The 26,196-nt window shown below is 66.8% G+C and carries 18 protein-coding genes and 2 riboswitches; of the genes, 8 read left to right on the top strand and 10 right to left on the bottom strand.

Annotated elements, in window-relative coordinates:
* The first annotated feature begins 4 nt into the window (after positions 1–4).
* The 4 genes from hemE to AC1DQR_RS19535 all read left to right on the top strand — a co-directional run bounded on the left by hemE (position 5) and on the right by AC1DQR_RS19535 (position 9,471).
* Positions 5–1,102, top strand: coding sequence for a uroporphyrinogen decarboxylase (hemE, locus tag AC1DQR_RS19550; RefSeq protein WP_416049963.1), 1,098 nt, complete (start codon positions 5–7; stop codon positions 1,100–1,102).
* Positions 1,103–1,673: 571 nt separating this feature from the next.
* On the top strand, positions 1,674–3,980 hold the full coding sequence (locus AC1DQR_RS19545) for a primosomal protein N' (RefSeq protein ID WP_416049962.1): 2,307 nt from the start codon (positions 1,674–1,676) through the stop codon (positions 3,978–3,980).
* A gap of 192 nt (positions 3,981–4,172) precedes the next feature.
* Positions 4,173–8,174 carry a trifunctional transcriptional regulator/proline dehydrogenase/L-glutamate gamma-semialdehyde dehydrogenase gene (gene putA / locus AC1DQR_RS19540; RefSeq protein WP_416049961.1) on the top strand — a complete coding sequence of 1,334 codons (4,002 nt, stop codon included), beginning with the start codon at positions 4,173–4,175 and terminating at the stop codon, positions 8,172–8,174.
* 145 nt (positions 8,175–8,319) lie between these two features.
* The gene (locus AC1DQR_RS19535; protein ID WP_416049960.1) at positions 8,320–9,471 is read left to right on the top strand and encodes a branched-chain amino acid ABC transporter substrate-binding protein; all 1,152 of its coding nucleotides are present in this window, start codon (positions 8,320–8,322) and stop codon (positions 9,469–9,471) included.
* A gap of 173 nt (positions 9,472–9,644) precedes the next feature.
* Here AC1DQR_RS19535 and AC1DQR_RS19530 read toward each other — a convergent pair whose 3' ends face one another.
* Together AC1DQR_RS19530 and AC1DQR_RS19525 are read right to left on the bottom strand one after the other, a co-directional pair.
* Positions 9,645–9,968 (bottom strand): type II toxin-antitoxin system RelE family toxin, encoded by a 324-nt coding sequence (locus tag AC1DQR_RS19530; protein WP_174426840.1) that lies wholly within the window; start codon positions 9,966–9,968, stop codon positions 9,645–9,647.
* Positions 9,969–10,220, bottom strand: coding sequence for a type II toxin-antitoxin system Phd/YefM family antitoxin (locus AC1DQR_RS19525; protein WP_174426841.1), 252 nt, complete (start codon positions 10,218–10,220; stop codon positions 9,969–9,971). It lies immediately after the preceding gene.
* A 218-nt stretch (positions 10,221–10,438) separates the two neighbouring features.
* Between AC1DQR_RS19525 and AC1DQR_RS19520 the strand changes: the two genes are divergently transcribed.
* The 3 genes from AC1DQR_RS19520 (at position 10,439) to AC1DQR_RS19510 (ending at position 14,848) form a co-directional block, all read left to right on the top strand.
* Positions 10,439–12,352: a tetratricopeptide repeat protein gene (locus AC1DQR_RS19520; protein WP_416049959.1), complete on the top strand. Its 1,914-nt coding sequence runs from the start codon at positions 10,439–10,441 to the stop codon at positions 12,350–12,352.
* A gap of 166 nt (positions 12,353–12,518) precedes the next feature.
* Positions 12,519–13,733: a cation:proton antiporter gene (locus AC1DQR_RS19515; RefSeq protein WP_477133578.1), complete on the top strand. Its 1,215-nt coding sequence runs from the start codon at positions 12,519–12,521 to the stop codon at positions 13,731–13,733.
* Entirely contained in the window at positions 13,733–14,848 is a 1,116-nt protein-coding gene (locus AC1DQR_RS19510; RefSeq protein ID WP_174426844.1) for a YbdK family carboxylate-amine ligase, read from the top strand. The genes AC1DQR_RS19515 and AC1DQR_RS19510 overlap by 1 nt, the downstream gene beginning before the upstream one ends.
* On the opposite strand, the gene AC1DQR_RS19505 is transcribed toward AC1DQR_RS19510, so the two are convergent.
* The 8 genes from AC1DQR_RS19505 to gcvT all read right to left on the bottom strand — a co-directional run bounded on the left by AC1DQR_RS19505 (position 14,849) and on the right by gcvT (position 23,333).
* Positions 14,849–15,328 (bottom strand): OsmC family protein, encoded by a 480-nt coding sequence (locus AC1DQR_RS19505; protein WP_416049957.1) that lies wholly within the window; start codon positions 15,326–15,328, stop codon positions 14,849–14,851.
* 91 nt (positions 15,329–15,419) lie between these two features.
* Entirely contained in the window at positions 15,420–16,157 is a 738-nt protein-coding gene (locus AC1DQR_RS19500; RefSeq protein WP_043352461.1) for an MBL fold metallo-hydrolase, read from the bottom strand.
* A 54-nt stretch (positions 16,158–16,211) separates the two neighbouring features.
* Entirely contained in the window at positions 16,212–16,535 is a 324-nt protein-coding gene (locus tag AC1DQR_RS19495; RefSeq protein WP_477133577.1) for an EthD family reductase, read from the bottom strand.
* A gap of 90 nt (positions 16,536–16,625) precedes the next feature.
* A complete protein-coding gene (locus AC1DQR_RS19490) occupies positions 16,626–18,002 on the bottom strand; it encodes an L-serine ammonia-lyase (protein ID WP_174426848.1) in 1,377 nt (458 codons plus the stop codon).
* Positions 18,003–18,033: 31 nt separating this feature from the next.
* Entirely contained in the window at positions 18,034–18,576 is a 543-nt protein-coding gene (locus AC1DQR_RS19485) for a DUF421 domain-containing protein (protein WP_150987485.1), read from the bottom strand.
* 113 nt (positions 18,577–18,689) lie between these two features.
* Positions 18,690–21,611 (bottom strand): aminomethyl-transferring glycine dehydrogenase, encoded by a 2,922-nt coding sequence (gene gcvP, locus AC1DQR_RS19480; protein ID WP_477133576.1) that lies wholly within the window; start codon positions 21,609–21,611, stop codon positions 18,690–18,692.
* 101 nt (positions 21,612–21,712) lie between these two features.
* A complete protein-coding gene (gcvH, locus tag AC1DQR_RS19475) occupies positions 21,713–22,093 on the bottom strand; it encodes a glycine cleavage system protein GcvH (protein WP_150987481.1) in 381 nt (126 codons plus the stop codon).
* A gap of 100 nt (positions 22,094–22,193) precedes the next feature.
* Positions 22,194–23,333 carry a glycine cleavage system aminomethyltransferase GcvT gene (gene gcvT / locus AC1DQR_RS19470; protein ID WP_477133575.1) on the bottom strand — a complete coding sequence of 380 codons (1,140 nt, stop codon included), beginning with the start codon at positions 23,331–23,333 and terminating at the stop codon, positions 22,194–22,196.
* 98 nt (positions 23,334–23,431) lie between these two features.
* A riboswitch (glycine riboswitch) is annotated at positions 23,432–23,588 on the bottom strand.
* Positions 23,589–23,609: 21 nt separating this feature from the next.
* Positions 23,610–23,697: riboswitch (glycine riboswitch) on the bottom strand.
* 234 nt (positions 23,698–23,931) lie between these two features.
* On the opposite strand from gcvT, the gene AC1DQR_RS19465 reads away from it, so the two are divergent.
* Complete coding sequence (locus tag AC1DQR_RS19465; protein WP_477133574.1) at positions 23,932–26,037, top strand: UvrD-helicase domain-containing protein; 2,106 nt, start codon at positions 23,932–23,934, stop codon at positions 26,035–26,037.
* The last annotated feature ends 159 nt before the right edge of the window (positions 26,038–26,196 follow it).

Below are 26,196 nucleotides of genomic sequence, written 5' to 3'. Positions count from 1 at the left end.
GAGGATGACCATGACCGCATTGCAGAACGATACCTTCCTGCGCGCGCTGCGCCGGCAACCGACCGAGTACACCCCGCTGTGGCTGATGCGTCAGGCGGGGCGCTACCTGCCCGAATACAACGCCACGCGCGCTCGCGCCGGCAGCTTCCTCGGCCTGGCCAAGAACCCGGCCTACGCCACGGAAGTTACCCTGCAGCCCCTCGAGCGCTATCCGCTCGACGCGGCCATTCTCTTCTCCGACATCCTGACCGTGCCCGATGCCATGGGCCTCGGGCTGTCGTTTGCGCAAGGCGAGGGTCCGCGCTTTGCCCACCCGTTGCGCACCGAAGGCGACGTCAAGAAACTGGCGGTGCCGGACATGGCCTCGCTGTCCTACGTGTTCGACGCGGTCAGCGAGATCCGCCGGGCGCTGGTGCAGGACGGCCGCCAGCGCGTGCCGCTGATCGGCTTCTCGGGCAGCCCCTGGACGCTCGCCTGCTACATGGTCGAGGGTGCGGGCTCCTCCGATTTCCGCACGGTCAAGGCCATGATGTACAGCCGCCCCGACCTGATGCACCGCATCCTGGAGATCAACGCGCTAGCCGTGTCGGCCTACCTGAATGCGCAGATCGAGGCAGGTGCACAAGCCGTGATGCTGTTCGACACCTGGGGCGGCACGCTGGCCGACGGCATGTACCAGACGTTCTCCCTGGCCTATATGCGCAAGGTGCTGGCCGGACTGAAGCGCGAGCACAATGGCGAGCAGGTGCCGGCCATCGTGTTTACCAAGGGCGGCGGATTGTGGCTGGAGGCGCTCACCGAGATCGGTGCCGATGCGCTCGGTCTGGACTGGACGGTCAACTTGACGCAGGCGCGCCGCCGCACCGGCGGCAAGGTGGCACTGCAGGGCAATATCGACCCCAATGTGCTGTTTGCGCCGGAAGCCGCGATTCGCGAGCAGGTGCGTGGCGTGCTCGACAGCTATGCCGCCGGCGGCGGCAGCGACGGACACGTCTTCAACCTTGGCCACGGCATCTCCCAGTTCACCCCGCCCGAGAATGTGACGGTGCTGGTGGACGAGGTGCATCGCTACAGCCGGCAGCTGCGCACCGCGGCAAGGTGACAGCTGGTGCACGTCTTCCCTCCCACCCGGGGGTACCGCCTGTGCGGCGCAGCGAGCTGGCCTCGCGCGCCGCACCCGGACGGGCGGGTGCCGGGGGAGGCTTGCCCGAAGCGCTGTCAAGTAAACTATTTTGCAATATTTCGCCCTTTCGGTGCCGGTTCGCGCTTGTCAAGGCTTGACTTATGCACATCAATGGGTTTTCCGCAGTGCAAGAGCGGGTTAGTCCCTAACTCATCTGAGGGATGTCGCCAAGTCCTTGATTTACAAGGCATTGCATCTGGCCACGCACAGGCTGGAATGCCCGTGGGAGCCTTGTTTTACGGGGCTTGCCGGGAACTCCGGACGAGTTTTCAACAAAGTTATCCACAGGCGCTGCCCGGGGCCGGGAAAACCAGCCATCTATCATCGACTTAGGGGCACATTTGAAGCGTTACTTTAAGTTAATGTTGCACCGCACACTGATTTTGTCTGGAAAACGGCTCAGCCTCGGTTTGCACATGCATTGGGCTTGCGCGCCCCAATCTGGACCGTACCCACCGCTGCGCTGGGCGATCGGCCCGGGAGGCACGATGTGACGTCACCGGCGATTCCCGAGCAAGCCGGGCCGGCCGCGGATGCCACCGACGGCGCACCGCTTGCCGTCGTGCGGGTGGCACTTGATACGCCGGCTGACGATGTCTTCGATTACCTTGCTGGCCCGGAAGTCCAGCCCGGCGAACTGGTCACGGTGCCGTTCGGCCGCCGTACGCTGGTCGGCGTGGCGGTATCGCGTTGCGCGCACTCCGATGTACCCGCGGACAAGCTGCGTTCTGTCGCACAGCGCCTGGACTGGCTGCCGCCGCTTGGCGCCCACTGGATTGCGCTGGCGGGCTTTGCCGCACGCTATTACCACCGCTGCCTTGGCGAAGTCATGCTGCCCGCGCTGCCTCCGGCCCTGCGCGAGGCCGACGGCTGGGCGCGGCTGGCACTGCGTGCCCGCAGCGAACACTACCGCGTGGCCCCGGGGCAGGGCGAGGCGCTGTTGGCGGCGGTGCCGCCGCGCGCCCGCACCGTGCTGGCGCTGGCTCAGGCACTGGTGGCAGCCGCCGGGGACGGGCGGGTGGTATCCGCCGCCGAGGCGCGCGTGCTATGCAGCGCGGCGCCCTCGCGCCTGGCGCAGTGGGCCGAGGCCGGCTGGGTGATTTCCGAGCGGGCTGACCAGCCCTTGCTGGGCGCGCCCTCGGCTGCCGAGCCGTCCACCGCGCCGCCGCTGCACGAAGAGCAGCGTGTGGCCGTGGAAGCCATTGGGCAGGCCAAGGGATTCGCGCCGTTCCTGCTCCACGGCGTCACCGGCAGCGGCAAGACCGAAGTCTACCTGCACGCCATGGCCGAGGTGCTGGCGCGCGATGCGCAGGCGCAGGTGCTGATGCTGGTGCCTGAAATCAACCTCACGCCCCAGTTGCAGGGCCGCATTGCCTCGCGCTTTCCTCATCAGCCGCTGGCGGTGCTGCATAGCGGCCTGGCCGACCAGGAGCGCACGCTGCAATGGCTGGCCGCGCACCGCGGCGAGGCCCGCATCGTGCTGGGCACGCGGCTGGCGGTGCTGGCTTCGCTGCCACACCTGGCGCTGATCGTGGTCGACGAGGAACACGACACGTCCTACAAGCAGCAGGAAGGCCTGCGTTACTCCGCGCGCGACCTGGCCGTATGGCGGGCCAAGCAGCTCGGCGCGGCCGTGGTGCTGGGCTCCGCCACGCCGTCCATGGAGTCCTGGTGGCGTGCGGAGCAGGGCACCTACCGCAAGCTGGTGCTGCGTGAGCGGGCCCAGACCGATGCCACGCTGCCCACGGTGCGGCTGATCGACATCAACCAGGAACGCCAGCGCCAGCGTGCCCTCTACGAAGGGCTGTCGGTGCCGTTGCTCAACGCCATCGAGGCCCGTCTGCAGCGTGGCGAGCAGAGCCTGCTGTTCCTGAACCGGCGCGGCTACGCCCCGGTGCTGGCCTGCGATAGCTGCGGCTGGCTCTCCGGATGCCCGCGCTGCTCGGCCTATATGGTGCTGCACCGGCCGGAGCGCCGCCTGCGCTGCCACCATTGCGGGCTGGAATCCCCGGTGCCACACCATTGTCCGGATTGTGGAAATGTTGACGTTGCACCTCTTGGCCGAGGCACCCAGCGTATCGAGGAGGCCTTGGCGGCACGCTTCCCGCAAGCGCGCATCGCCCGCATCGATGCCGACTCCACGCGCCGCAAGGGCAGCGCGCAGGCCATGTTCGATGAGGTCCACGCGGGCGAGGTCGACATCCTGGTCGGCACGCAGATGGTGGCCAAGGGGCACGACTTCCAGCGCGTGACCCTGGTCGGCATCGTCCATCCGGACGCCGCCATGTTCAGCCACGATTTTCGCGCGGCCGAGCATTTGTTTGCCTCCCTGATGCAGGTGGCCGGACGGGCCGGGCGGGCAGGGCTGGCGGGCGAGGTGCTGATCCAGACCCGCTATCCCGATGCATCGGCATTGCAGGCATTGGTACGCCATGACTATGATGGATTCGCGGCTACCCAGTTGCGCGAGCGCCGCCAGGCCGGGTTGCCCCCGTTTGCCTACCAGGTGCTTGTCACGGCCGATCATGCCGAACTGGAGCGTGCGCTCGCCTTCCTCCAGAGCGCGCGGCATCGGGCCGATGCGTGCCGGATGGCGCCGGAGGTGCAACTCCATGACCCGGTGCCGATGTCGATGGTGCGGGTGGCTAACCGGGAGCGCGCGCAAATGTTGGTGGAAAGTACCTCGCGCGTTGCACTGCAAAGATTTATCAGCGAGTGGGTGCAAACTTTTGGCGAGGCGCTGGGCGATGCCAAGGGCGTGCGCTGGCAGTTGGAGATCGATCCTCTGCGTATCTGAGTGGAACCTGAGTGGGGTCCGGTTGCGCCAGGGGCAGCGTAGCACAAGGTACGGTGCAACCACTTTTCCTGATGTATCTGAGTGGTTGTGCCTAGTTGCACCTTTGGTTTGCCCGGGAGTATGATCGCGCCAATCTGCCGGTTTCCCCGCAGTCAGGAAGCCGGTGTCCGCGTCTTACGGAGAATCAAGCGCATGGCCACCACCACCCTCGGCGTCAAACTCGACGACGCCTCCCGCGAGCGCCTCAAGCGCGTTGCGCAGTCGATCGACCGCACGCCGCACTGGCTGATCAAGCAGGCGATCTTCACGTATCTGGAGCAGGTCGAACGGGGCCACATCCCGCATGAAACCAGCGCCGCCGGTACGGGGAGCGAGGGTGCGGCGGACGGTGCCGACGCCTTTGACGGCGCGGCTGGTGACGGCGCGATACAGCCTTTCCTCGAGTTTGCGCAGAGCGTGCAGCCGCAATCGGTGCTGCGTGCGGCCATCACCGCAGGCTATCGCCGCCCGGAGTCCGAGTGCGTGCCGGTGCTGCTTGAGCAGGCTCGCCTGCCACATCAGCAGGCCGAAGCCGCTCTCGCCATGGCCCGGACCCTGGCCACGCGGTTGCGCGAGCGCAAGGTCGGCACCGGCCGCGAAGGGCTGGTGCAGGGCCTGATCCAGGAGTTCTCGTTGTCCTCGCAGGAAGGCGTGGCGCTGATGTGCCTGGCCGAGGCGCTGCTGCGCATTCCCGACAAGGCTACCCGCGACGCGCTTATCCGCGACAAGATCAGCGGCGCCAACTGGCAGTCGCACCTGGGACAGAGCCCGTCGGTGTTCGTCAATGCCGCCACCTGGGGCCTGTTGTTCACGGGCAAGCTGGTGGCCACGCATACCGAAGCCGGCCTGTCCAAGGCGCTGACCCGCATCATCGGCAAGGGCGGCGAGCCGCTGATCCGCAAGGGCGTGGACATGGCGATGCGCCTGATGGGCGAGCAGTTCGTCACCGGCGAGACCATTTCCGAGGCGCTGGCCAACGCGCGCAAGTACGAGGCCGAGGGCTTCCGCTACTCCTACGACATGCTGGGCGAAGCGGCCATGACCGAGGCCGACGCGCAACGCTACCTGGCCTCCTACGAGCAGGCCATCAACGCCATCGGCCAGGCTTCGCGCGGGCGCGGCATCTATGAAGGCCCCGGCATCTCGATCAAGCTCTCGGCGCTGCATCCGCGCTATAGCCGCGCGCAGCATGAGCGCGTCATCAGCGAGCTGTACGGCCGCCTCAAGTCGCTGACCTTGCTGGCCCGCCAGTACGACATTGGCATCAATATCGACGCCGAGGAAGCCGACCGCCTGGAAATCTCGCTCGACCTGCTGGAGCGCCTGTGCTTCGAGCCCGAGCTGGCCGGCTGGAACGGCATCGGCTTCGTGGTGCAGGGCTACCAGAAGCGCTGCCCGTTCGTGATCGACTACCTGATCGACCTGGCCCGCCGCAGCCGCCACCGCCTGATGATCCGCCTGGTCAAGGGCGCGTACTGGGACAGCGAGATCAAGCGCGCCCAGGTGGACGGGCTGGAGGGCTATCCGGTCTACACGCGCAAGGTCTATACCGACGTGTCCTACGTGGCCTGCGCGCGCAAGCTGCTGTCGGTGCCGGACGTGATCTACCCGCAGTTCGCTACCCACAACGCCCACACGCTGGCGGCCATCTATCAGATCGCCGGCCACAACTACTACCCTGGCCAGTACGAGTTCCAGTGCCTGCACGGCATGGGCGAGCCGCTGTACGACCAGGTGGTCGGCCCGCTGGCTGATGGCAAGTTCAACCGCCCGTGCCGGATCTACGCGCCGGTCGGCACGCATGAGACGCTGCTGGCCTACCTGGTGCGCCGCCTGCTGGAAAACGGCGCCAACACGTCCTTCGTGAACCGCATCGCCGACGACACCATCTCGCTGGACGAACTGGTGGCCGACCCGGTGGCCGTGGTCGAGCAGATGCACGCCGATGAGGGCGCGCTTGGCCTGCCGCATCCGCGCATTCCGCAGCCACGCACGCTGTATGGCGAGTCGCGCGCCAATTCTGCCGGCATCGACCTCTCCAACGAGCATCGCCTGGCCTCGCTGTCGTCCGCGCTACTGGCCGGCACGAGCGAGGCGGTCAGCGCCGTGCCGCTGCTGGGCACGGAAACCGCCGCCGGCGAGCACGCCAATCAGCCGGCACCCGTGCGCAACCCGTCCGACCTGCGCGACGTGGTCGGCCATGTCACCGAAGCCAGCATGGCCGAGGTGGAAGCCGCGCTGCAGGCCGCAGTGAACGCCGCGCCGATCTGGCAGGCGACCCCGGCCGATGTGCGTGCCGCCGCGCTGGAGCGCGCCGCGGAACTGATGGAAGCGCAGATGCAGTCCCTGATGGGCATCATCGTGCGCGAGGCCGGCAAGACCTTCTCCAATGCCATCGCCGAAGTGCGCGAGGCCGTGGACTTCCTGCGCTATTACGCCGCGCAAGTGCGTGAGACCTTCTCCAGCGATACCCACCGCCCGCTCGGGCCGGTGGTCTGCATCAGCCCGTGGAATTTCCCGCTGGCCATCTTCACCGGCCAGGTCGCGGCCGCGCTGGCTGCCGGCAACACCGTGCTGGCCAAGCCCGCCGAGCAGACCCCGCTGATTGCCGCCCAGGCCGTGCGCTTGCTGCGCGAGGCAGGCGTGCCGGCTGGCGCCGTGCAGTTGTTGCCGGGCCGCGGCGAAACCGTGGGCGCCGCGTTGGTAGGCGACGCTCGCGTCAAGGGCGTGATGTTCACCGGCTCCACGGAAGTGGCGCGCCTGCTGCAACGCAGCGTGGCCGGCCGGCTGGACGCGGCTGGCCGCCCGGTGCCGCTGATCGCCGAGACCGGCGGCCAGAACGCGATGATCGTGGACTCCTCCGCGCTGGCCGAGCAGGTGGTTGGCGATGTGGTCAACTCCGCCTTCGACTCGGCCGGCCAGCGCTGTTCCGCGCTGCGCGTGCTGTGCCTGCAGGAAGAAGTGGCCGACCGCGTGCTGGAAATGCTCAAGGGCGCCATGGATGAGCTCACCATGGGCAACCCGGACCGTTTGTCCACCGACGTCGGCCCCGTCATCGACGAAGAGGCGCGCGGCAACATCGTGCGCCATATCGACGCCATGCGCGCCAAGGGCCGCCGCGTCCACCAGGCCGACCCGAACGGCGCGGCCAGCGCGGCCTGCCGCAATGGCACGTTTGTGTCGCCAACGCTGATCGAGCTCGACAGCATCGAAGAGCTGCAGCGCGAAGTCTTTGGCCCGGTGCTGCATGTGGTGCGCTACCCGCGAGCCGGCCTCGACACGCTGCTTGCGCAGATCAACGGCACCGGCTATGGCCTGACCATGGGCATTCACACCCGCATCGACGAAACCATCGAGCACATCGTCGAACGGGCGGAAGTGGGCAACCTCTACGTCAACCGCAATATCGTGGGCGCGGTGGTGGGCGTGCAGCCCTTCGGCGGCGAAGGCCTGTCCGGCACCGGCCCCAAGGCGGGCGGCCCGCTGTACCTGCACCGCCTGTTGTCAGTCTGCCCGCAGGACGCCGTGGCCCGCGTGGTGCGCGCTTCCGACACCCTCGGCGGCGCCGACGAGACCGGCCCGGTGCGCCGCACGCTGACCGAGGCACTGGGTACGCTCAAGGAATGGGCGCAGCGCGAGAGCGCGGCGCTGCCCGGGCTGGCGGCGGCGTGCGAGCGCTTTGCCGCGGCCTCAGCGGCCGGCCTGTCGGTCACGCTGCCCGGTCCCACCGGCGAGCGCAACACCTACACGCTGCTGCCGCGCGCCGCCGTGCTGTGCCTGGCCCAGCAGGAGACCGACCTGGCCGCGCAGCTGGCGGCGGTACTGGCGGCCGGCAGCCAGGCCGTGTGGGTTGAAAGCCCCATGGCCCGGGCCCTGTTTGCGCGCCTGCCCAAGGCAGTACAATCGCGCGTCAGCCTGGTGGCCGACTGGTCGGCCAGCGATACCAGCTTCGACGCGGTTCTTCACCATGGCGACTCGGACCAGCTGCGCGCTGTGTGCGAACAGCTGGCCACGCGCCCCGGCCCGATCATTTCGGTGCAAGGCCTGGCACAGGGTGAACCGAATATCGCCATCGAGCGTTTGTTGATCGAGCGTTCGCTGTCCGTCAATACGGCGGCAGCGGGCGGCAATGCGAGTTTGATGACGATCGGCTAACCGCCGGGCGTCGATCGAAGCGACGCGAGGCAGCGGTGATCCCGCAAACCTCGCGTATTTGAAAATCGGGGAGCGTTTCGCGCCACACCCGGACGCGTCCAAAAACGCAGCAAAGGCTATAGAGAATAGCTACCAAGGAGAACAGATGAACTCGACTTTCCACAAGACGGCCCTCACCGTCGCCCTGTCCGTTGCTGGCCTGTGCGCCACCTCGGCCGCCTTCGCCCAGGCGCAGGAAATCAAGCTGGGCTTTGCCGCGCCGATGACCGGCGGCCAGGCGCAATACGGCAAGGACATGCAGAACGGCGTTGTCCTCGCCATCGAGGAAATGAACGCGACCAAGCCCAAGATCGGCGGCAAGGACGTCAAGTTCGTACTGCTCTCTGAAGACGACGCGGCCGACCCCAAGACCGGCTCGGTGGTCGCGCAAAAGCTGGTCGACAACGGCATCCAGGGCATGCTGGGCCACTTCAACTCGGGCACCAGCATCCCGGCGTCGATGGTCTACAACCGCGCTGGCATTCCCCAGATCGCCATGGCAACGGCGCCTGAGTACACCCGCCAGGGCTTCAAGACCACCTTCCGCATGATGACCTCCGACACCCAGCAGGGCTCGGTGATCGGTGCCTTCGTGGTGAAGAAACTGGGCGCCAAGAACATCGCCATCGTCGACGACCGCACGGCCTACGGCCAAGGCCTGGCCGACGAGTTCGAGAAGGCCGCCAAGGCCGCTGGCGGCAAGATCGTGCGCCGCGAGTTCACCAACGACAAGGCGGTGGACTTCAAGGCCGTGCTGACCAACATCAAGCGCAGCAACCCGGACGTGATCTTCTTTGGCGGCGCCGAGACGCAATCCGCGCCGATGGCCAAGCAGGTCAAGGAACTCGGCATGAAGTCGCCGGTGGTGTCGGGCGAAATGTCGAAGACCGACAACTTCCTCAAGCTGGCCGGTCCTGCCGCCGAGGGCACGGTCGTATCGCTGGCCGGCCTGCCGCTGGAGCAGATGCCCGGTGGCACCGCCTACGAGAGGAAGTACGAGAAGCGCTTCGGCGGCAAGGTACAGACGTACTCGCCGTACGCCTATGACGGCGCCACCGCCTTGATGACCGCCATGATCAAGGCGGGCTCGGCCGATCCGGCGCGCTACCTGCCGGTGCTGGCCGCCACCAACATGCAAGGCGTGACCACCAAGACCCTGGCCTACGACGCGCGCGGCGACCTGAAGGACGGCGGCATCACTGTCTACAAGGTGGTTGGCGGCAAGTGGACCGTGCTGGAGACGGTTGGCGGCAAGTAAGCTATTCTGCTCTGGAACGACAACGCCACCCTGCGGCCCTACCCGTCGGGTTAAAGCGTTGGTGGCGCCCCGCGAGGGGAGTGGAAAACGCCTCAGCCAGCGGCTGGGGCGTTTTTCTGCGGCAAGATCTATCTTGACCCGCAGGGGCAGGTAAATGCCGACGAGACCTGCCCTCAGTCTTCGTTGGCGCCGAGGTCCTGCCCACCCTCCCACGCCGCCGCCGCATCCTCGTAGATGCCGCCATCGCGGCGGCCGGCCGCCAGAACAACGATATCGGGCGGATTTTCATCGTCGCGGACCAGGTAGACCAGCCGGTATCCGACGCCGCGCAGCTTGATCTTGTAGCAATCAATGAGCGGTGGCCGGAGTTCCGCGCCTGGGACCCTCGGCGTCGCCAGGCGCCGCTTCAGTGCGCTCTTGAAAAGGGCTTTGACCGAACCATCGAGCTTCGCCCAATTCTCGAGCGCCTCCGGGACGAACCGTAGTTCGTGGGGCATTTACAGGTCGTCAATGTTGACTTTGACCGCGCGGCTCACTGATTTGAGTCGCGTCTGCACCAGGCTCTCAAGCTGGCGCTCATCGTACAGCTCGGCCATCTTGGCCATGAATTCCGGAGATACGGTGTAGAACGCGGGCCGGTTATGGTTCAGAACAGCCACAGGCTGGCCATGGGCCTCCTCGACAACCTTGCTGGGGTTTTGCTTGAATTCCGAGATGCTGACGGTCAGCAGGCTGTGTATGTTTTCCATCACATGCTCCAGATAGGTCTAAATTCAGACCTATTTTAGGCCCTGTTTCGATATTCTCAAGCCTGCAGCGTGGCGCTGTCGTTTCTGGCATACATGGGGACCCAGCCGAAGTCTAGTGCTGCGCTAGCGGCAGATTTCTCCCCCTGTTTTCACGAGCAGGACGGGGCCACGATGGCGCATAATCCCGCACTCGCACATCCACCCCGAAGGAGCAGTCCGTGTCCGTGCAGGAAGTCAGCTACGACCACGCCATCGAGCTAGCCAACGCAGAGCGCTACGATGAAGCGCTGGTCATTCTCGACCAGCTTTCGCAGGCGCAGCCTCAAGTGGTGGATTTCGACTGCCTGCGGGCACGCCTGCATTTTGACCGCGGCGACGCGCAGGCCGCCTTTGCCGTGCTCGATGCGGCGCTGGCCAAGCTGCCCGGGCTGCCGCTGCACCCGGCGCACCGCTGGTCCTCGCGCGGCGTGATCGCGCACCGCTACGGCATGCTTCTGATGGGGATGGAGCGCTTGCAGGAGGCGCTGCCCTGGCTGGAAGAGGCCGCGCTGCGCAATGGCTTGTCTTCCGGCGAGTGGAGCGCCCGCCTGCATGCCGGGCTGGTGCATTACCGGCTGGGCAATTTCGCCGCGGCCGGCGCTTATTGGTATGACCTGCTTTATCGCGCGCCGGATCTTGGCGCCGAAGACATCCTGGGCCAGGCGCTGGCCCACGTGAATGCCGCCGGCGACGAGGCTGAGCCGATGCTGCGCCTGTGCCTGGCGCGGATCGGCCTGGACAACCCCGACCTGCTGGAGCTCGACGAAGCCGCGGGCGATGCGCTGGCCGCCGAGCAGGCCGCCATCGTGCTGGCCAGCCAGCCGGACCACCCGCATGCCCGCCGCATCCGCGCGCCGCTGCGCTACCGCGCGGGCGAGCTCGATGGTGCCTGGGACGATTTCGCCACCTACCAGCGCAAGGCGCCGGACCCCAAGGCGCAGGTGCGCGAGCTCGAATGGCGCCACCAGTCCGGCGAGGCCGAGCCTTGGCTGCGCTTTGCCTTTGTCGAGGGCGCGACGGATGCGACCGGTTACTACAACGCGGGCGTGGCGCTGGCTGAGTTCATGGACGCGGTGCCGGCCGCCGAGGCGGCGCTGATGCCGCACCTGATCAAGGCCTATCGCCTGGGCCTGGCGCGCTTCGAAGCCTACTTCGCCACCGGCGAGGGCGGCTACGATGACGCCGATCCCCATATCTACTCGTTGCTGTGCCACAACCTGGCCACCCGGCTGGAAGGCGAGGGCAACCGCGCGGAGCGCATCGCGCTGCACGAGAAGGGCATCGCGGTCAGCGAATTCATCGAGCACTGGATCGACCTGCTCGAATGCCTGGAGGCCGCCGGCCAGCACGGCAAAGCCGTGGAAGTCGCGGGTGACGTGCTCAACCGCTATCCGCTGGAGCGCGATCCCGCCAACGTGGGCTGGATCTTCAGCCGGCTGATGAGCACCTGGAAGGCCATCGGTGGCACGGAAGTGACGTCGGCGGCCCGTGATGCGCTGGCGCATATGGATGCGCGCGCCGACGCCTTGCCGGTGGAGGAACGCAGCCAGACCGCACACGCGCTGGCGCACGCCCGCGCGCACTTCGCGGGGCTGCTGCGCAATGCCATGGACAGCATGGACCAGCACGACCGCACCGACGCGCAGGCCGAGATCGAGGCCCTGCAGCGCCGCGCGCTGCTCATCGAGGATGCGTGGCTGTGCAACCAGTTCGGCATGATCTGGCGTGGCCTGGGTACGCCGGAGCGCGCGCTGCCGCTGTTCGAGCAAGCTATCGCGCTGACCGCCGGCGATCCGGCGGACCAGGCCTTCCCGCGCCTGCAGCGCGCGCTGATCCGCAACGGCGAGAAGCAATACGCCGAAGCGCTGACGGACTTCGAGGCCGCCTTTGCCGCGCGCAACGGCTGGGATGGCGAGGCCTACCTCGGCGCCGTCGAGGCCGCGCTGGGCCTGGAGCAGCGGGAGACCGCGCTGGGCTACTTCGACAAGGCCCGCGTGAGCGGCGCCGCGCAGGGCAAGACGCGCTCACTCTATGCCCGCATGGAAACCGGCCTGCGGGCGACGCGTCCGGGATGGAAGTTCTGGGGCGTGTAGCCAGCGGGGGCCAGCGGCATCACCGGTCCAGTCACGATAAAAAAACGCCATCCCTGTAAGATGGCGTTTTTTTACGTGTGAACGCGTCACGTTGACAGCAAATTCCGTGCCTCTGTCGGACAAACTCCGACATGGAATGTCATGTGGCTCCGTTACCATATAGCCCATGAATGGACTGAGCCAATTGTTTCCAAGCCTGCCCCTGGCACCGGGCGGGCTTTTCTGGGTCGGGCTGGCGCTGGTGGGCGCCGGCCTGGCGGGCGAGGTGTGCCGCATGTACCTGCGGCTGCCCCGTATCGTCGGTTACGCCGCCACGGGCCTCGCGGCTGGCATGCTCGGCCGCGGCATCGTGGACGAGGACATGATCGCGCAGACCCGCATCCTGATCGACATGGCGCTGGCGCTCGCCTTGTTCGAGCTCGGGCACCGGCTCTCGCTCACCTGGCTGCGGGCCAATCGCTGGCTGCTCTTCACCAGCGCCTTTGAAAGCCTGCTGACCTGGGGCCTGGTCGCCGCCGTGCTGCAATGGATCGGCGTGAGCCCGGCGGTTGCCATCCTGGCCGGCGGCATTGCCGTCAGCACCTCGCCCACCATCGTGCTGCAGCTCAAGAACGAGCTGCGCGCCGAAGGGCAGGTGACCGAGCGGCTGCTCGCCATGGCCGCGCTGAACAGCATCTACGCCGCCGCCATCGTCCAGGTCGCCACCGGCTGGCTGCATTCCGAATACGGCAACCTGGGGGCGGCGCTGCTGCATCCGCTCTATCTGCTGGTGGGTTCCTGCCTGCTGGCCTGGGGCGTTGGCAAGCTCGGCCACGCGATCTACGCGCGCATGGAAACGGACGATCACTACAGCTTCCTGGTGCTGGTGGGGCTGGTGCTGTTCACGCTGGCGCTCACGCGTGTGCTCAAGCTGTCGATGCCGCTCACGCTGATGCTGGCCGGTGTGGTGTTCAAGCACCAGGACAGCCAGCCGCGCGTATGGCCGGCGCACTTCGGCAGCGCGGGCAGCTTGCTGATCATCGTGATGGTGGTCTCGCTCGGCCTGCCGCTGACGGCGCACGACTGGGCCATCGGTGGTGGCGCCGCCTGTGTATTGGTACTGCTGCGTCACATTGCCAAGCTGGTGGGCGTCGTCTCGCTGGGTTCGTTCTCGGGCCTGAGCATGAAGCAGTGCGTGGCCCTCGGGCTTGCGCTGGCACCCATGTCGGGGCTCGCGTACTTGCTGATGAGCGATATCGCGCTGCTGTATCCCGCCACGGGCGAGCCACTGGCAGCCATCATCCTGTGCACGCTGGCGGTCGAGCAGTTGCTTGGGCCTACGCTGGCGGGCTGGGCACTTCGCTATGCGGGCGAGGTCAGAAGCAATGGAGGAGGGCGCTGATGTCACTCGAACCGTTCAAGCATTCCGAGGCGCTGACGTTTGGCGTGGAACTGGAACTGCAGCTCGTCAACCGGCATGACTACGACCTCGCGCCGTTCGCGCCGGATTTGCTGCGTGCGCTGAAAGGCGCGCAACACGCCGGCGACATCAAGCCCGAGATCAGCCCCTCGATGATCGAGATCAGCACCGGCATCTGCAAAAGTTATGCACAGGCGCTGGACGAGCTGGGCACCATGCGCGACCTGATGGTCGACGCCTCGCGCTCGCTCAACCTCGGCATCTGCGGCGGCGGCACGCACCCGTTCCAGCAATGGGCCGACCGCACCATCTCGGATTCGCCGCGCTACCAGTACATTTCCGAGCTCTATGGCTATTTGGCCAAGCAATTCACGGTGTTCGGCCAGCACGTGCACATCGGCTGCCCGAGCGCCGACGAATCGCTGTTCCTGCTCCACGCCATCGGCCGCTACGTGCCGCATTTCATCGCGCTGGCCGCCTCCTCTCCTTATGTGCAAGGCGTGGACACCGGCTTCGCCTCGGCACGGCTGAATTCCGTCGCCGCCTTCCCCATGAGCGGGCGCGCGCCGCATCTGCTCACCTGGGACGCCTTCACCGCGTACTTCAACAAGATGCGCAACACGGGCGTGATCGAGAGCATGAAGGACTTCTACTGGGATATCCGTCCCAAGCCGGAGTTCGGCACCATCGAAGTCCGCGTGATGGACACGCCGCTGACCGTCGGGCGCGCCTGCGATATCGCCGCCTACATCCAGGCGCTCGCGCGCTACCTGCTGCTGTCGCGCCCCTTCATGCCGCAGGAAGACGATTACCTGGTCTACACCTTCAACCGATTCCAGGCTTGCCGTTTCGGGCTGGAAGGCGAGTACGTGCACCCCAATGAGCTGACCCGGATGCCGATCGCCGACCACATCATCTCGATCTGCGACGCGCTGGTGCCGCATGCCGAAGCGCTGGGCTCGCTAGATGCGCTGGCCAACATTCGCGCGCTGGCGCAAAGCCGCAACGGCGATGCGGAGCGCGTGCGCCAGATCGAAAGCACCACGCGCAGCCTGCGCGAAACGGTGCGGCAGACCTGCGACAGCTGGGCTGGCTGACTACGCCTGCGCGCCCACGTACACCGGCTCGCAGCGCAGCTCCGACTTCACCGAGTTGGCAATGAAGCAGGCCTCGTGCGCCGTGTGATGCAGGTGCGCCAGTTCCTCCCGGGTCGGCTGGCGCTCGCCGCAGAAAGTGGCCTCTGGCCTGAGCGTGACCACCGTCATGGCCATCCGGCCTTCCGCGTTCTTCGCCATGGTGCCGACCGCGGCATCGAAGTAGCGGTCCACGCAGAACTTGTGCTTGGCGGCGATGGACAGGAACCACAGCATGTGGCAACTGGAGAGCGAGGCAACGAAGGCTTCTTCGGGATCCACGGCGGCGGCGTCCGACATGGGCAGGGGCACGACATGGGGCGATGAGGATCCGGGTACTTCCACGCCACCGTCGAAGCGCAGCAGGTGCTTGCGGCTATAGCGATTGCCGAGGAAATCCTGCTCGCCACGTTGCCAGAGGATCTCTGCGGTGTACTGGGCCATGTCTTCTCTCTCCATTAAATTGCCTGCCGAGGTCGGATACCGGTTGCCGGTGACCAGTTACCGATTGCCTGTCGCTTCTCGCACGCGTGCGTCACGCCCCGTGCGGCACGCTTTCGCCGTCCCGCAGCCCGAGCCGCTGGTTGGCGGGGACCGCCACATCGATCAGCTTCGGCTTGGGCAGGTTCAGCTGCCCCATCATCTCGATGAACTGGGTACGCGTGCGCCCGGCCACGCGGCTGTTGTTGGCGCGCTCGAAGCCGATGGTGGACGCGGTGCGGCCCTTGTAGTCGTGGGCGGGGTAGACCACGGTGTCGTCGGGCAGGGCGAAGAGTTTCTGCGTGAGGCTGTCGTAGAGCGTGCCGGCGTCGCCGGACTGGAAGTCGGTGCGGCCGCAACCGTCGATCAGCAGCGCGTCGCCGGTGAAGACGCGGCGCACCGGGCCGGCGGGCGTGGGCTCTTCCCACAGGTAGCTCATGCTGCCGGCGGTGTGCCCCGGCGTATGGATGGCGCGCAGCGTCTGCGTGCCGAACTGCAGCGTGTCTGCGTCGATCAGCTGCTTTTGCGCGGGTTGGATGTCGCAGCCCGAGGGGGCTGCGGTACGTGCGCCGGTTTGCAGTGCAACATGGCCGGCCGAGGTGATGTGGTCCGCATGGGCATGGGTCTCGACCACCCACGCCAGCGTGGCGCCGCAGGCCTGCAGCAGCGCCATGTCGCGTTCCAGCTGGTGGTCCACCGGATCGATCAGCAGCGCCTGGCGCGTGGCGGCATCGATCAGCAAATAGGTGTAGGTGGACGAGGTTTCGTCAAACAGCTGATGGAAGGTCTGCATGGCCATGCCCGCTTGTGGGGAAACGCTACATGATAGCGCCGCCAGCGGGCGCTATCAGCCGATCATCAGCACTTCGCTGATCTGCATCACGGGAACCGCATCGGTGTAATTGGGGATATCGAGCTGCAGCTCGTTGCCGGCTGCCTTGGCGGCGGCCACGAAGTCAGGCACGGACTCGAACAGGAAATGGCACATCACCGTGAAGGCCGGATCGGAACCCGGCGCGCCAGCGCCCAGACCGCGTTCCACCGCCACGCCGCGATAGCCTGGGTGCGCGCCAAACAGCGCGACGGCGCGCGGCATGTGGCGCTGCAGGTAGTAATCCATGTCGAACTTGCCGCCCTTGCTGTGCGGATAGAGAAAGCTGATCTTGACCATGCCGGACTCCAGTTGGATCGGATTGGATTGGGATGAATGCCCGGCAAGCGTAGCAGAAAGCGCGCATTCGCTTGCGCTGGCGGGCCGGCCTCAGCACTCCACGATATTCACCGCCAAGCCGCCACGCGCCGTTTCCTTGTACTTGGTCTTCATGTCGGCGCCGGTCTCGCGCATGGTCTTGATCACGGAGTCGAGCGACACATAGTGCATGCCGTCGCCGCGCAACGCCATGCGCGCGGCGTTCACGGCCTTCACCGAGGCCATGGCGTTGCGCTCGATGCAGGGAATCTGCACCAGCCCGCCGACCGGGTCGCAGGTCAGCCCGAGGTTGTGCTCCATGCCGATCTCGGCCGCGTTCTCCACCTGCTCCGGCGTGCCGCCCATCACGGCGGCCAGGGCGCCGGCGGCCATCGAGCAGGCCACGCCGACCTCGCCCTGGCAGCCGACTTCGGCGCCGGAGATCGAGGCATTGAGCTTGTAGAGCATGCCGATGGCGCCGGCTGTCAGCAGGAAGTCGATCACGCCTTGCGGGTTGGCGCCGGGCACGAAGCGGTCGTAGTAATGCAGCACGGCCGGGATGATGCCGGCGGCGCCGTTGGTGGGCGCGGTGACCACGCGGCCGCCGGCGGCGTTTTCCTCGTTGACGGCGATCGCATACAGGTTGACCCAGTCGATCACCGAAAGCGGATCGGCCAGCGCGCGCTCGGCGTGCTCGGTGAGGTTGCGGAACAGGTCGTGGGCGCGGCGCTTGACCTTGAACGGCCCGGGCAGCTCGCCGTCGGTGCGGCAGCCGCGTGCCACGCAGGCTTGCATCACGGCCCAGATCTGCAGCAGGCCGGCGTTGACCTCGGCCTCGCTGCGCCACACGCATTCGTTTTCCATCATCAGCCGCGCAATGCTCTTCTTGCTGGCGGCTGCCATCTCCAGCATCGCGCGCCCGCTGCGAAACGGATGCGGCAACTGCTGGTCAGCCTCCAGGATATGCGTATTGGCCGCGCCGGCCGTGATGATGAAGCCGCCGCCCACCGACAGGTAGCGCCCTTCGCGGATGCGCTCGCCGCCAGCGTTGAAGGCGTGGAACTTCATGCCGTTGGGATGCTCGGCCATGGCCTCGCGGCGGTAGAAGACGATGTGCTCCTTCTCCACGAAGGGCACGGGATGCGTGCCCAGCAGCGAGAGCGTGCGGCTGGCGCGCAGCGCGGCCAGCCGCAAGTCGATGGTGTCCGGGTCGATGGTGTCGGGCGCTTCGCCCAGCAAGCCGAGGATCACGCCCTTGTCGGTGCCGTGGCCGCGGCCGGTGGCGCCGAGCGAGCCGTACAGCTCCACGCGCACGCTGGCCACCTGCGGCAACAGGCCGTCGCGCGCCAGGCCCTGGGCGAACATCAGCGCGGCGCGCATCGGACCAACGGTGTGCGAGCTTGATGGGCCGATGCCCACTTTGAACAGGTCGAAGACGCTGACAGCCACGGTAGGCTCCTGGGGTTGGCTCGCGCCGGGATCAGACCGGCGCGTCCGTGTCCTGATTGATGGGGGCGCGCCACAGCGAACCCGCCGCATTGGGCGGCGTGGGTGGCGCGTCTTTCTTTACCAGCACGCTGATGGTGCCGTCGTTCTCGAGGATCGCGAAATGCACATCGGCAACGCGCTCGCACCCCGCATGGCGCAGTGCCTTGCGCAGGTCGTCGCGGGTCACGAAAGCGCGCTTCATCACGTCACCGAAGACCATGCCGTCGTGGATCAATACCTGCGGGCGCCCCTCGACGACGTTCTCGAAGCGCCGGCTGCGCCAGCTCAGCCACGCCAGTACAAGGTTGGCGCCGACCAGCGTCACCGCCAGGATCAACCCGGCCGTGACGGAGTTGTCCCCGGCGTTCATGGAGTTCTGCACGGCGTTGGACAGCACCAGCAGCAGCACCAGGTCGAGCGAGGTGAGCTGCCCGATCTGGCGCTTGCCGGACAGCCGCAGCAGCACCAGCAGGCTGCCGTAGACGATCAGTCCGCGCAGGACGAATTCCCACCATGGGGCGCTGAGATTCCACATGCGTGCTCCGTATTCCGGGCACGGCCGGGTGGCCGCGCATCCACACAGAGCATAGCGCGAGGGCGCTGCGCCGGGGCCGCCGCGACGCGCGGCGGCCCCGGCCTCATGCCAGCTTACTCTTGCGCGTACTCGCTCATCGGCACGCAGGCGCAGAACAGGTTGCGGTCGCCGTACACGTTGTCCGCACGGCCAACGGGCGGCCAGTACTTCTGCGTGCGCAGCGCGGCCACCGGGTAGGCGGCTTCCTGGCGCGTGTACTTGTGTTCCCACACGTCGGCGGTGATCACCGCGGCGGTGTGCGGCGCATTCTTCAGCGGGTTGTCCTCGCGGTCGAAGGTGCCGTCTTCCACGCGGGCGATCTCGGCGCGGATGGCGATCATCGCGTCGATAAAGCGGTCCAGCTCATGCAGGGCCTCGCTCTCGGTCGGCTCGATCATCAGCGTGCCCGGTACCGGGAAGCTCATGGTGGGCGCGTGGAAGCCGTAGTCCATCAGGCGCTTGGCCACGTCCTCGTTGGAGATGCCGGTGGTTTTTTGCAGCGCGCGCACGTCCAGGATGCACTCGTGCGCCACCAGGCCGTGCTGGCCGGCGTAAAGCACGGGGAAGTGCGGCGACAGGCGGCGCGCCACGTAGTTGGCGGCCAGGATGGCGTTCTCGGTGGCGGCGGTCAGGCCGGCCGAGCCCATCATGGCGATGTACATCCACGAGATCGGCAGGATGCTGGCCGAGCCGAACGGCGCGGCGGACACGCCGCCGATGCCCTGGTCGTCGCGGCGATAGCCCACGCTGTCCTGGTTGGGCAGGAAGTCAGCCAGATGCGCGCCGACCGCCACCGGGCCAACGCCCGGGCCGCCACCGCCGTGGGGGATGCAGAAGGTCTTGTGCAGGTTCAGGTGGGACACGTCGCCACCGAACTGGCCCGGCGCGGCGGTGCCGACCATGGCGTTCATGTTGGCGCCGTCCACGTAGACCTGGCCACCATGCTTGTGCACGATGTCGCAGATCTGCTGCACGCCCTGCTCGAATACGCCGTGCGTGGACGGGTAGGTGATCATGATCGCGGCGAGGTTCTTGCTGTGCTGCTCGGCCTTCTTCGCCAGGTCTTCCAGGTCGACGTTGCCGTTCTCGTCACAGGCCACCACCACCACCTTCATGCCGGCCATCTGTGCCGACGCCGGGTTGGTGCCGTGCGCGGAGGACGGGATCAGGCAGATGTCGCGGTGGCTTTCGCCACGGCTGGCGTGGTACGCATGGATGATCAGCAGGCCGGCGTACTCGCCTTGCGAGCCGGCATTGGGCTGCAGGCTCACCGCGGCGTAGCCGGTGGCGGCGCACAGCATGGCTTCGAGCTGGTCGATCATCTCGCGGTAGCCGACCGTCTGGTCCAGCGGCGCGAACGGGTGGATCTTGCTGAATTCGGGCCACGTCACCGGGATCATCTCGCTGGTGGCGTTGAGCTTCATGGTGCACGAGCCCAGCGGGATCATGGTGCGGTCCAGCGCCAGGTCCTTGTCGGCCAGCATGCGCAGGTAGCGCAGCATTTCGTGCTCGGCGTGGTGCGTGTTGAACACCGGGTGCGTCAGGTAGGCGCTCTGGCGCGCCAGGCCGGCCGGGAACACGTCTTGCGCGGCGGCTTCGAGTGCATCGAAGCTGGGCACCGGCTTGCCGTGGGCGAAGATTTCCAGCAGGGCGACGACGTCCTCGCGCGAGGCGGTCTCGTCCAGCGAGATGCCGATGCGGGTGGCGCCGGCGTGGCGCAGGTTGATGCCGCGCGCGGTGGCCGAGGCGTGGAGGGCTTCGGTGTTGAAGCCGGTTTCCAGCGTCAGCGTATCGAAGAAGGTGGCGTTGGTGCGCGCGTAGCCCAGTTGTTCCAGGCCGCCGGCCAGCGTGGCCGTCAGGCGGTGCACGCGCTGGGCGATGCGCTTGAGGCCTTGCGGGCCGTGGTACACGGCGTACATCGAGGCCATCACGGCCAGCAGCACCTGTGCCGTGCAGATGTTCGACGTCGCTTTCTCGCGGCGGATATGCTGCTCGCGCGTTTGCAGGGCCAGGCGGTATGCCTTGTTGCCTTGCGCGTCGATGGTCACGCCCACCAGGCGGCCGGGCATGGAGCGCTTGAAGGCATCCTTGACCGCCATGTAGCCGGCGTGCGGGCCGCCGAAGCCGAGCGGCACGCCAAAGCGTTGCGAGTTGCCCACTGCCACGTCGGCGCCCCACTCTCCGGGCGCGGCGATCAGGGTCAGCGCCAGCAGGTCGGCGGCAGCCACCACCAGGCCACCGGCGGCGTGCACCGCGTCGGCGATGGCGCGGTAGTCGGCCACATCGCCGTTCACGCCGGGGTACTGCAGCAGCACGCCGAAGGCATGGGCGCCGGCCGCTTCGGCAGCGGGGCCGACCTTGACTTCGATGCCCAGCGGCAGCGCGCGGGTGCGTACCACTTCCAGCGTTTGCGGCAGCACGTCATCCGCGACATAGAAGGTGGTGGAGGCGTGCTTGTTGACGCGCTGCAGCAGCGTCATGGCTTCGGCAGCCGCCGTGCCTTCATCCAGCATCGACGCATTGGCGATGTCCAGGCCGGTCAGGTCGGTCACCATCTGCTGGAAGTTCAGCATGGCTTCCAGGCGGCCCTGGGAGATCTCGGGCTGGTAGGGCGTGTAGGCGGTGTACCAGGCCGGGTTCTCGAAGATATTGCGCAGCACCACGCCCGGGGTCAGCGTGTTGTAGTAGCCCTGGCCGATAAAGCTCTTGAGCACGCGGTTCTTGCTGGCCAGCCCACGCAGCTTGGCCAGCGCGGCTTCTTCGGTCAGCGGCGCGGTGAACTCGCCCAGCGGCATGCCGTCGCGGCGGCGGATGGCGGCGGGGATGACGGCGTCGATCAGCGCGGCGCGGTTGTCATAGCCCAGCACCTTGAGCATGTGCTGTTGTTCGGCGGCGTCGGGGCCGATATGGCGGGAGGCGAAGGCGTCGCGCGCCTCCAGTTCGGCCAGCGTGGGCCGGGCAACTTGGGCGGCAGTCATGGGCAGGGGGGCGTTCATGGCAAGAATCTCGTGAGAGCGGTGCGGCGGGTGGTCGGCCCGGTCCGCGTCGCGGCAGTCTTTATCCGTCATTCCCGTGGCGCGGGAATGACGATCTGGCATCAGGCGCCGACGTTGGCCTTATAGGCGTCGGCCGACATCAGGCCGTTCACGTCGTCGCTGTTGGCCGGCTTGAGCTTGAACAGCCAGGCGTCGAAGGCGTCGGCATTGACGCTTTCCGGCGAGGCGGCGGCGGCGTCGTTGATGGCGATCACTTCGCCTGCCACCGGAGCGTAGATATCGGACGCGGCCTTGACCGACTCCACCACGGCCAGCGCGTCGCCGGCGCCGACCGACTTGCCCACTTCCGGCAGTTCCAGGAAGACGATGTCGCCCAGCGCGTCCTGCGCGTGGTCGGTGATACCGATGGTCAGCGTGCCGTCGGCTTCGACGCGCACCCACTCATGGGACTCGGTGTATTTCAGGTCGGCGGGGAAATTCATGGGATTGCTCCAGATTCAATTTGTTATTCAGCGCCCGCCGGGGGATGTCGATGTTCGACGGGGTAACCGCCGGCGGGCGCGCTGTGACCGGTGCGAGCGTTCAGCTCACGAGTGCCTTGCCATTGCGCACAAACGGCAGTTTAACCACAGTCGCGGCGAGTTTGCGGTCGCGGATCTCGACCTGCACCTCGGCGCCGAGCGCAACGTCGAGCGGCAGGCGGGCAAAAGCGATGGATTGGGACAACGATGGGCTGAAGGTGCCACTGGTGATCTCACCTTCGCCAGCAGGGGTGATGACCTTCTGGTGGGCGCGCAGCACGCCGCCCGCTTTTCCGTTGGCCGGGCGCAGGATCAGCCCGACGAACTGCTGGGTCTTGCCGCCGGCGACCAGGGCCGCCTTGCCGGTGAAGTCGCGTTCGCTTTGCAGGTCCACGGTCCAGGCCAGGCCGGCGTTGAGCGGCGAGGTGTGGATATCCATGTCCTGGCCGTACAAGTTCATGCCGGCCTCCAGGCGCAGCGTGTCGCGCGCGCCCAGGCCCGCCGGGCGCACGCCCTCGGCGATCAGCTTTTCCCACAGGCCGGCCACGTTCTCGGCTGGCACCACCAGCTCGAACCCGTCTTCGCCGGTATAGCCGGTGCGTGCCACCATGACTTCGCCAAGGGCGGGATCCTGCACCACGATGGCGTTGAACGGCTTCAGGGCTTCGCTGGGTTGCGTCGAGGGGAAGGCGCTCCACACCTTGGCGCGGGCATTCGGGCCCTGCACCGCAACGATGGCCAGCGGGTCCACGCCGTCGGGCGCATTGTCGTGGCGGCGCGGCGTGATGCGCACGCCGCTATTGGTGGCGGCGTTGCGTGCGGCGATCCATTCGATATCGTTGTTGGCGGTGCCAGCGTTCACCACCAGGCGGAAGTGGTCCTCGGCGAAGAAGTAGACGATCAGGTCGTCGATGACACCACCCTTCTCATCCAGCATGCAGGAGTACAGCGCCTTGCCCGGCGTTTGCAGCTTGTCCACGTTGTTGGCCAGCAGGCCGCGCAGGAAGGCACGCACATGCTCGCCATTGAGATCGACCACGCACATGTGGGAGACGTCGAACATGCCGGCATCGCTGCGCACGGCATGGTGTTCCTCGATCTGGGAGCCGTAGTTGACCGGCATGTCCCAGCCGCCGAAGTCGACCATGCGGGCGCCGAGGGCGCGGTGGATAGCGTTGAGGGGCGTGGCCTGGAGCGTCATGGAATCCTCGGGGGAAGGCAAATCTCGGTTCGAAAACGAAAAAGGGCCATCCGCCGCAGGATTCGGCGCGCCATAGCGCTGCCAGATCCGCTGCGGCGGATGACCCCTCTGTCCTCGATACCTGAGAGATTACAAGGCGGGATCCCAATTGAATTGCCGGAAACCCAAACCTTGCGCGCCCCTTCGGTGGGCACGCTCACCAAGGCTGTCGACGGAATCGATCAGTGGCGGGTGCCGCTCTCCAGAGTACGGCGTGCATCGTGTGCATGTTGCAAGCCGATCCAACCAGTCCATGGTGCCTGAGAGTTTTCGGGTGATACCCCTTCGGCGGCGCAAGATCTGCGCGCTCTCCCGGTCGGATGGCGCGACTCTACAGCCAGCCTCGGGGGCTTGTCAACGCGCTCGCGCGCCAGCCCGGGCGCAGCCGCGGGCCGGATGGCCGGCGTGTTAACATCTGCGGCTCCGATGGCTTTTGCTGTGCCGCAGGCTTCACCCGTGGCCTTGGCCGCGCCAATGCATGTGCTGCCTTTGCCATGCGTAAAAGCCCGCGCCCGCCTTGCCGGCCATCCCGCCACCCAGCACCACCACCAGCCCTCGCATGACCCACGGACTCAACCCTGCCCAATCCGAAGCCGTTCGCTACCTCGACGGCCCCTGCCTGGTGCTCGCCGGCGCCGGCTCGGGCAAGACCCGGGTGATCACGCAGAAAATCGCGCACCTGATCGAGGACAAGGGCTTCCAGCCCAAGCACATCGCCGCGGTGACCTTCACCAACAAGGCCGCCAAGGAGATGCAGGAGCGGATCGCCAAGCTGATGGAAGGCAAGACCACGCGCGAGGGCAAGCGCATCCCCATCAAGCAGATCACGGTGAGCACCTTCCACTCGCTGGGCGTGCAGATCCTGCGCGCCGAGGCCGAGCATGTGGGCCTGAAGCCGCGCTTTTCCATCATGGACTCGGACGATTGCTTTGGCATGGTGCAGGAGCAGCTCGCCTCCACCGACAAGAAGCTGATCCGCAGCGTGCAGAGCACCATCTCGCTGTGGAAGAACGGCATGGTCGATCCCGAGACCGCCATCGCCCAGGCCGACAACCCCGACGATCACCAGGCGGCGCTGATCTACCGCAACTACGTGGCTACGCTGCATGCCTACCAGGCAGTGGACTTCGACGACCTGATCCGCCTGCCGGCGGAGCTGTTCGCGCGCAACGAAGAGGTGCGCCTGCGCTGGCAGAACCGGCTGCGCTACTTCCTGGTGGACGAGTACCAGGACACCAACGCCTGCCAGTACCAGCTGCTCAAGCAGCTCGCCGGCGGCTCGCACCTGCGCGCGCCGGCCTTCACCGCGGTGGGCGACGACGACCAGGCCATCTATGGCTGGCGCGGCGCCACGCTGGACAACCTCAAGCTGCTGCAGACCGATTTCCCCGACCTGAAAGTAGTCAAGCTGGAGCAGAACTACCGCTCCACCGTGCGCATCCTGGAGGCCGCCAACGCGGTCATCTCCAACAATCCCAAGCTGTTCGACAAGAAGCTGTGGAGCGAGCACGGCATGGGCGACCCCATTGCCGTCAACCCGATGAACGATGAGGAGCACGAGGCGGAGTCGGTCGTATTCCGCCTGTCGGCCCACAAGTTCGAGCGCCGCGCGCAGTTCCGCGACTACGCCATCCTGTATCGCGGCAACCACCAGGCGCGGCTGTTCGAGCAGATCCTGCGCCGCGAGCGCATTCCCTATGTGCTCTCGGGCGGGCAGAGCTTCTTTGACAAGGCCGAGATCAAGGACATCTGCGCCTACCTGCGCCTGATCGCCAACCCGGACGACGATCCCGCCTTCATCCGCGCCATCACCACACCCAAGCGCGGCGTGGGCAACACCACGCTGGAAGTGCTTGGCACTTTCGCCGGCCAGGCCAAGGTGTCGTTGTTCGAGGCGGCCATGATGGGCGGCATCGAAGGCAAGCTCCAGCCGCGCCAGCTGGAGCCGCTGCGGGTGTTCTGCGAGGCCATGGTGCGCCTGGCCGGGCGCGCGGCCAGCGATCCCGCCACCCAGGTGCTCGACGACATGATGGAAGGCATTCACTACGAGGCCTACCTGTACGACACCTTCGACGAGCGCCAGGCCCAGTCGCGCTGGACCAACACGCTGGAGTTCCTCGACTGGCTCAAGCGCAAGGGCACCAAGCCCGAGGCCACGGGCGAGGGCGAGGAGGCCACCGGCTTCGACAGCGCCGATGGCTTTGGCGACGAGGGCAAAAACCTGCTGGAGCTGACCCAGACGGTGGCGCTGATGAGCATGCTCGAAGGCCGCGAGGAAGATCCCGACGCGGTGCGCCTATCAACGCTGCACGCCTCCAAGGGGCTGGAGTACCCGCACGTATTCCTGGTCGGGGTGGAAGAGGGCATCCTGCCCCACTGCCGCGAAGACGAAGACATGAGCGACGAGAAGATCGAGGAGGAGCGCCGCCTGATGTATGTCGGCATCACGCGTGCGCAGCGCAGCCTGCACCTGAGCTGGTGCAAGAAGCGCAAGCGCGCCCGCGATACCTACTCTTGCGAGCCGTCGCGCTTTATCGGCGAGATGAAGCTCGAAGAGGCCCCCGCGATCAAGGACGAAACGCCCGCCATGAGCCCCAAGGACCGCCTGGCCGGGCTCAAGGCCTTGCTGGGAACGCCCGGCACGCCAGGCAAGACCTCCGCGTGACCGGCGCCGGCGGGCGTTCCGTGCCCCATCCCGCTGCCAATCGTACAAAGTCGATACATTAGCCTACAAGCGGGACATGACCCTCGCCCGATGTCTGTCTAACATCGCCGGTGCCTGGCCCGACGTATGGACCAGGCGCCGCGCCGTTCCGTCCCTTCG

Source organism: Cupriavidus sp. 05L411 (assembly GCF_056398045.1).
This window is presented reverse-complemented; position numbering and strand designations above follow the sequence as displayed.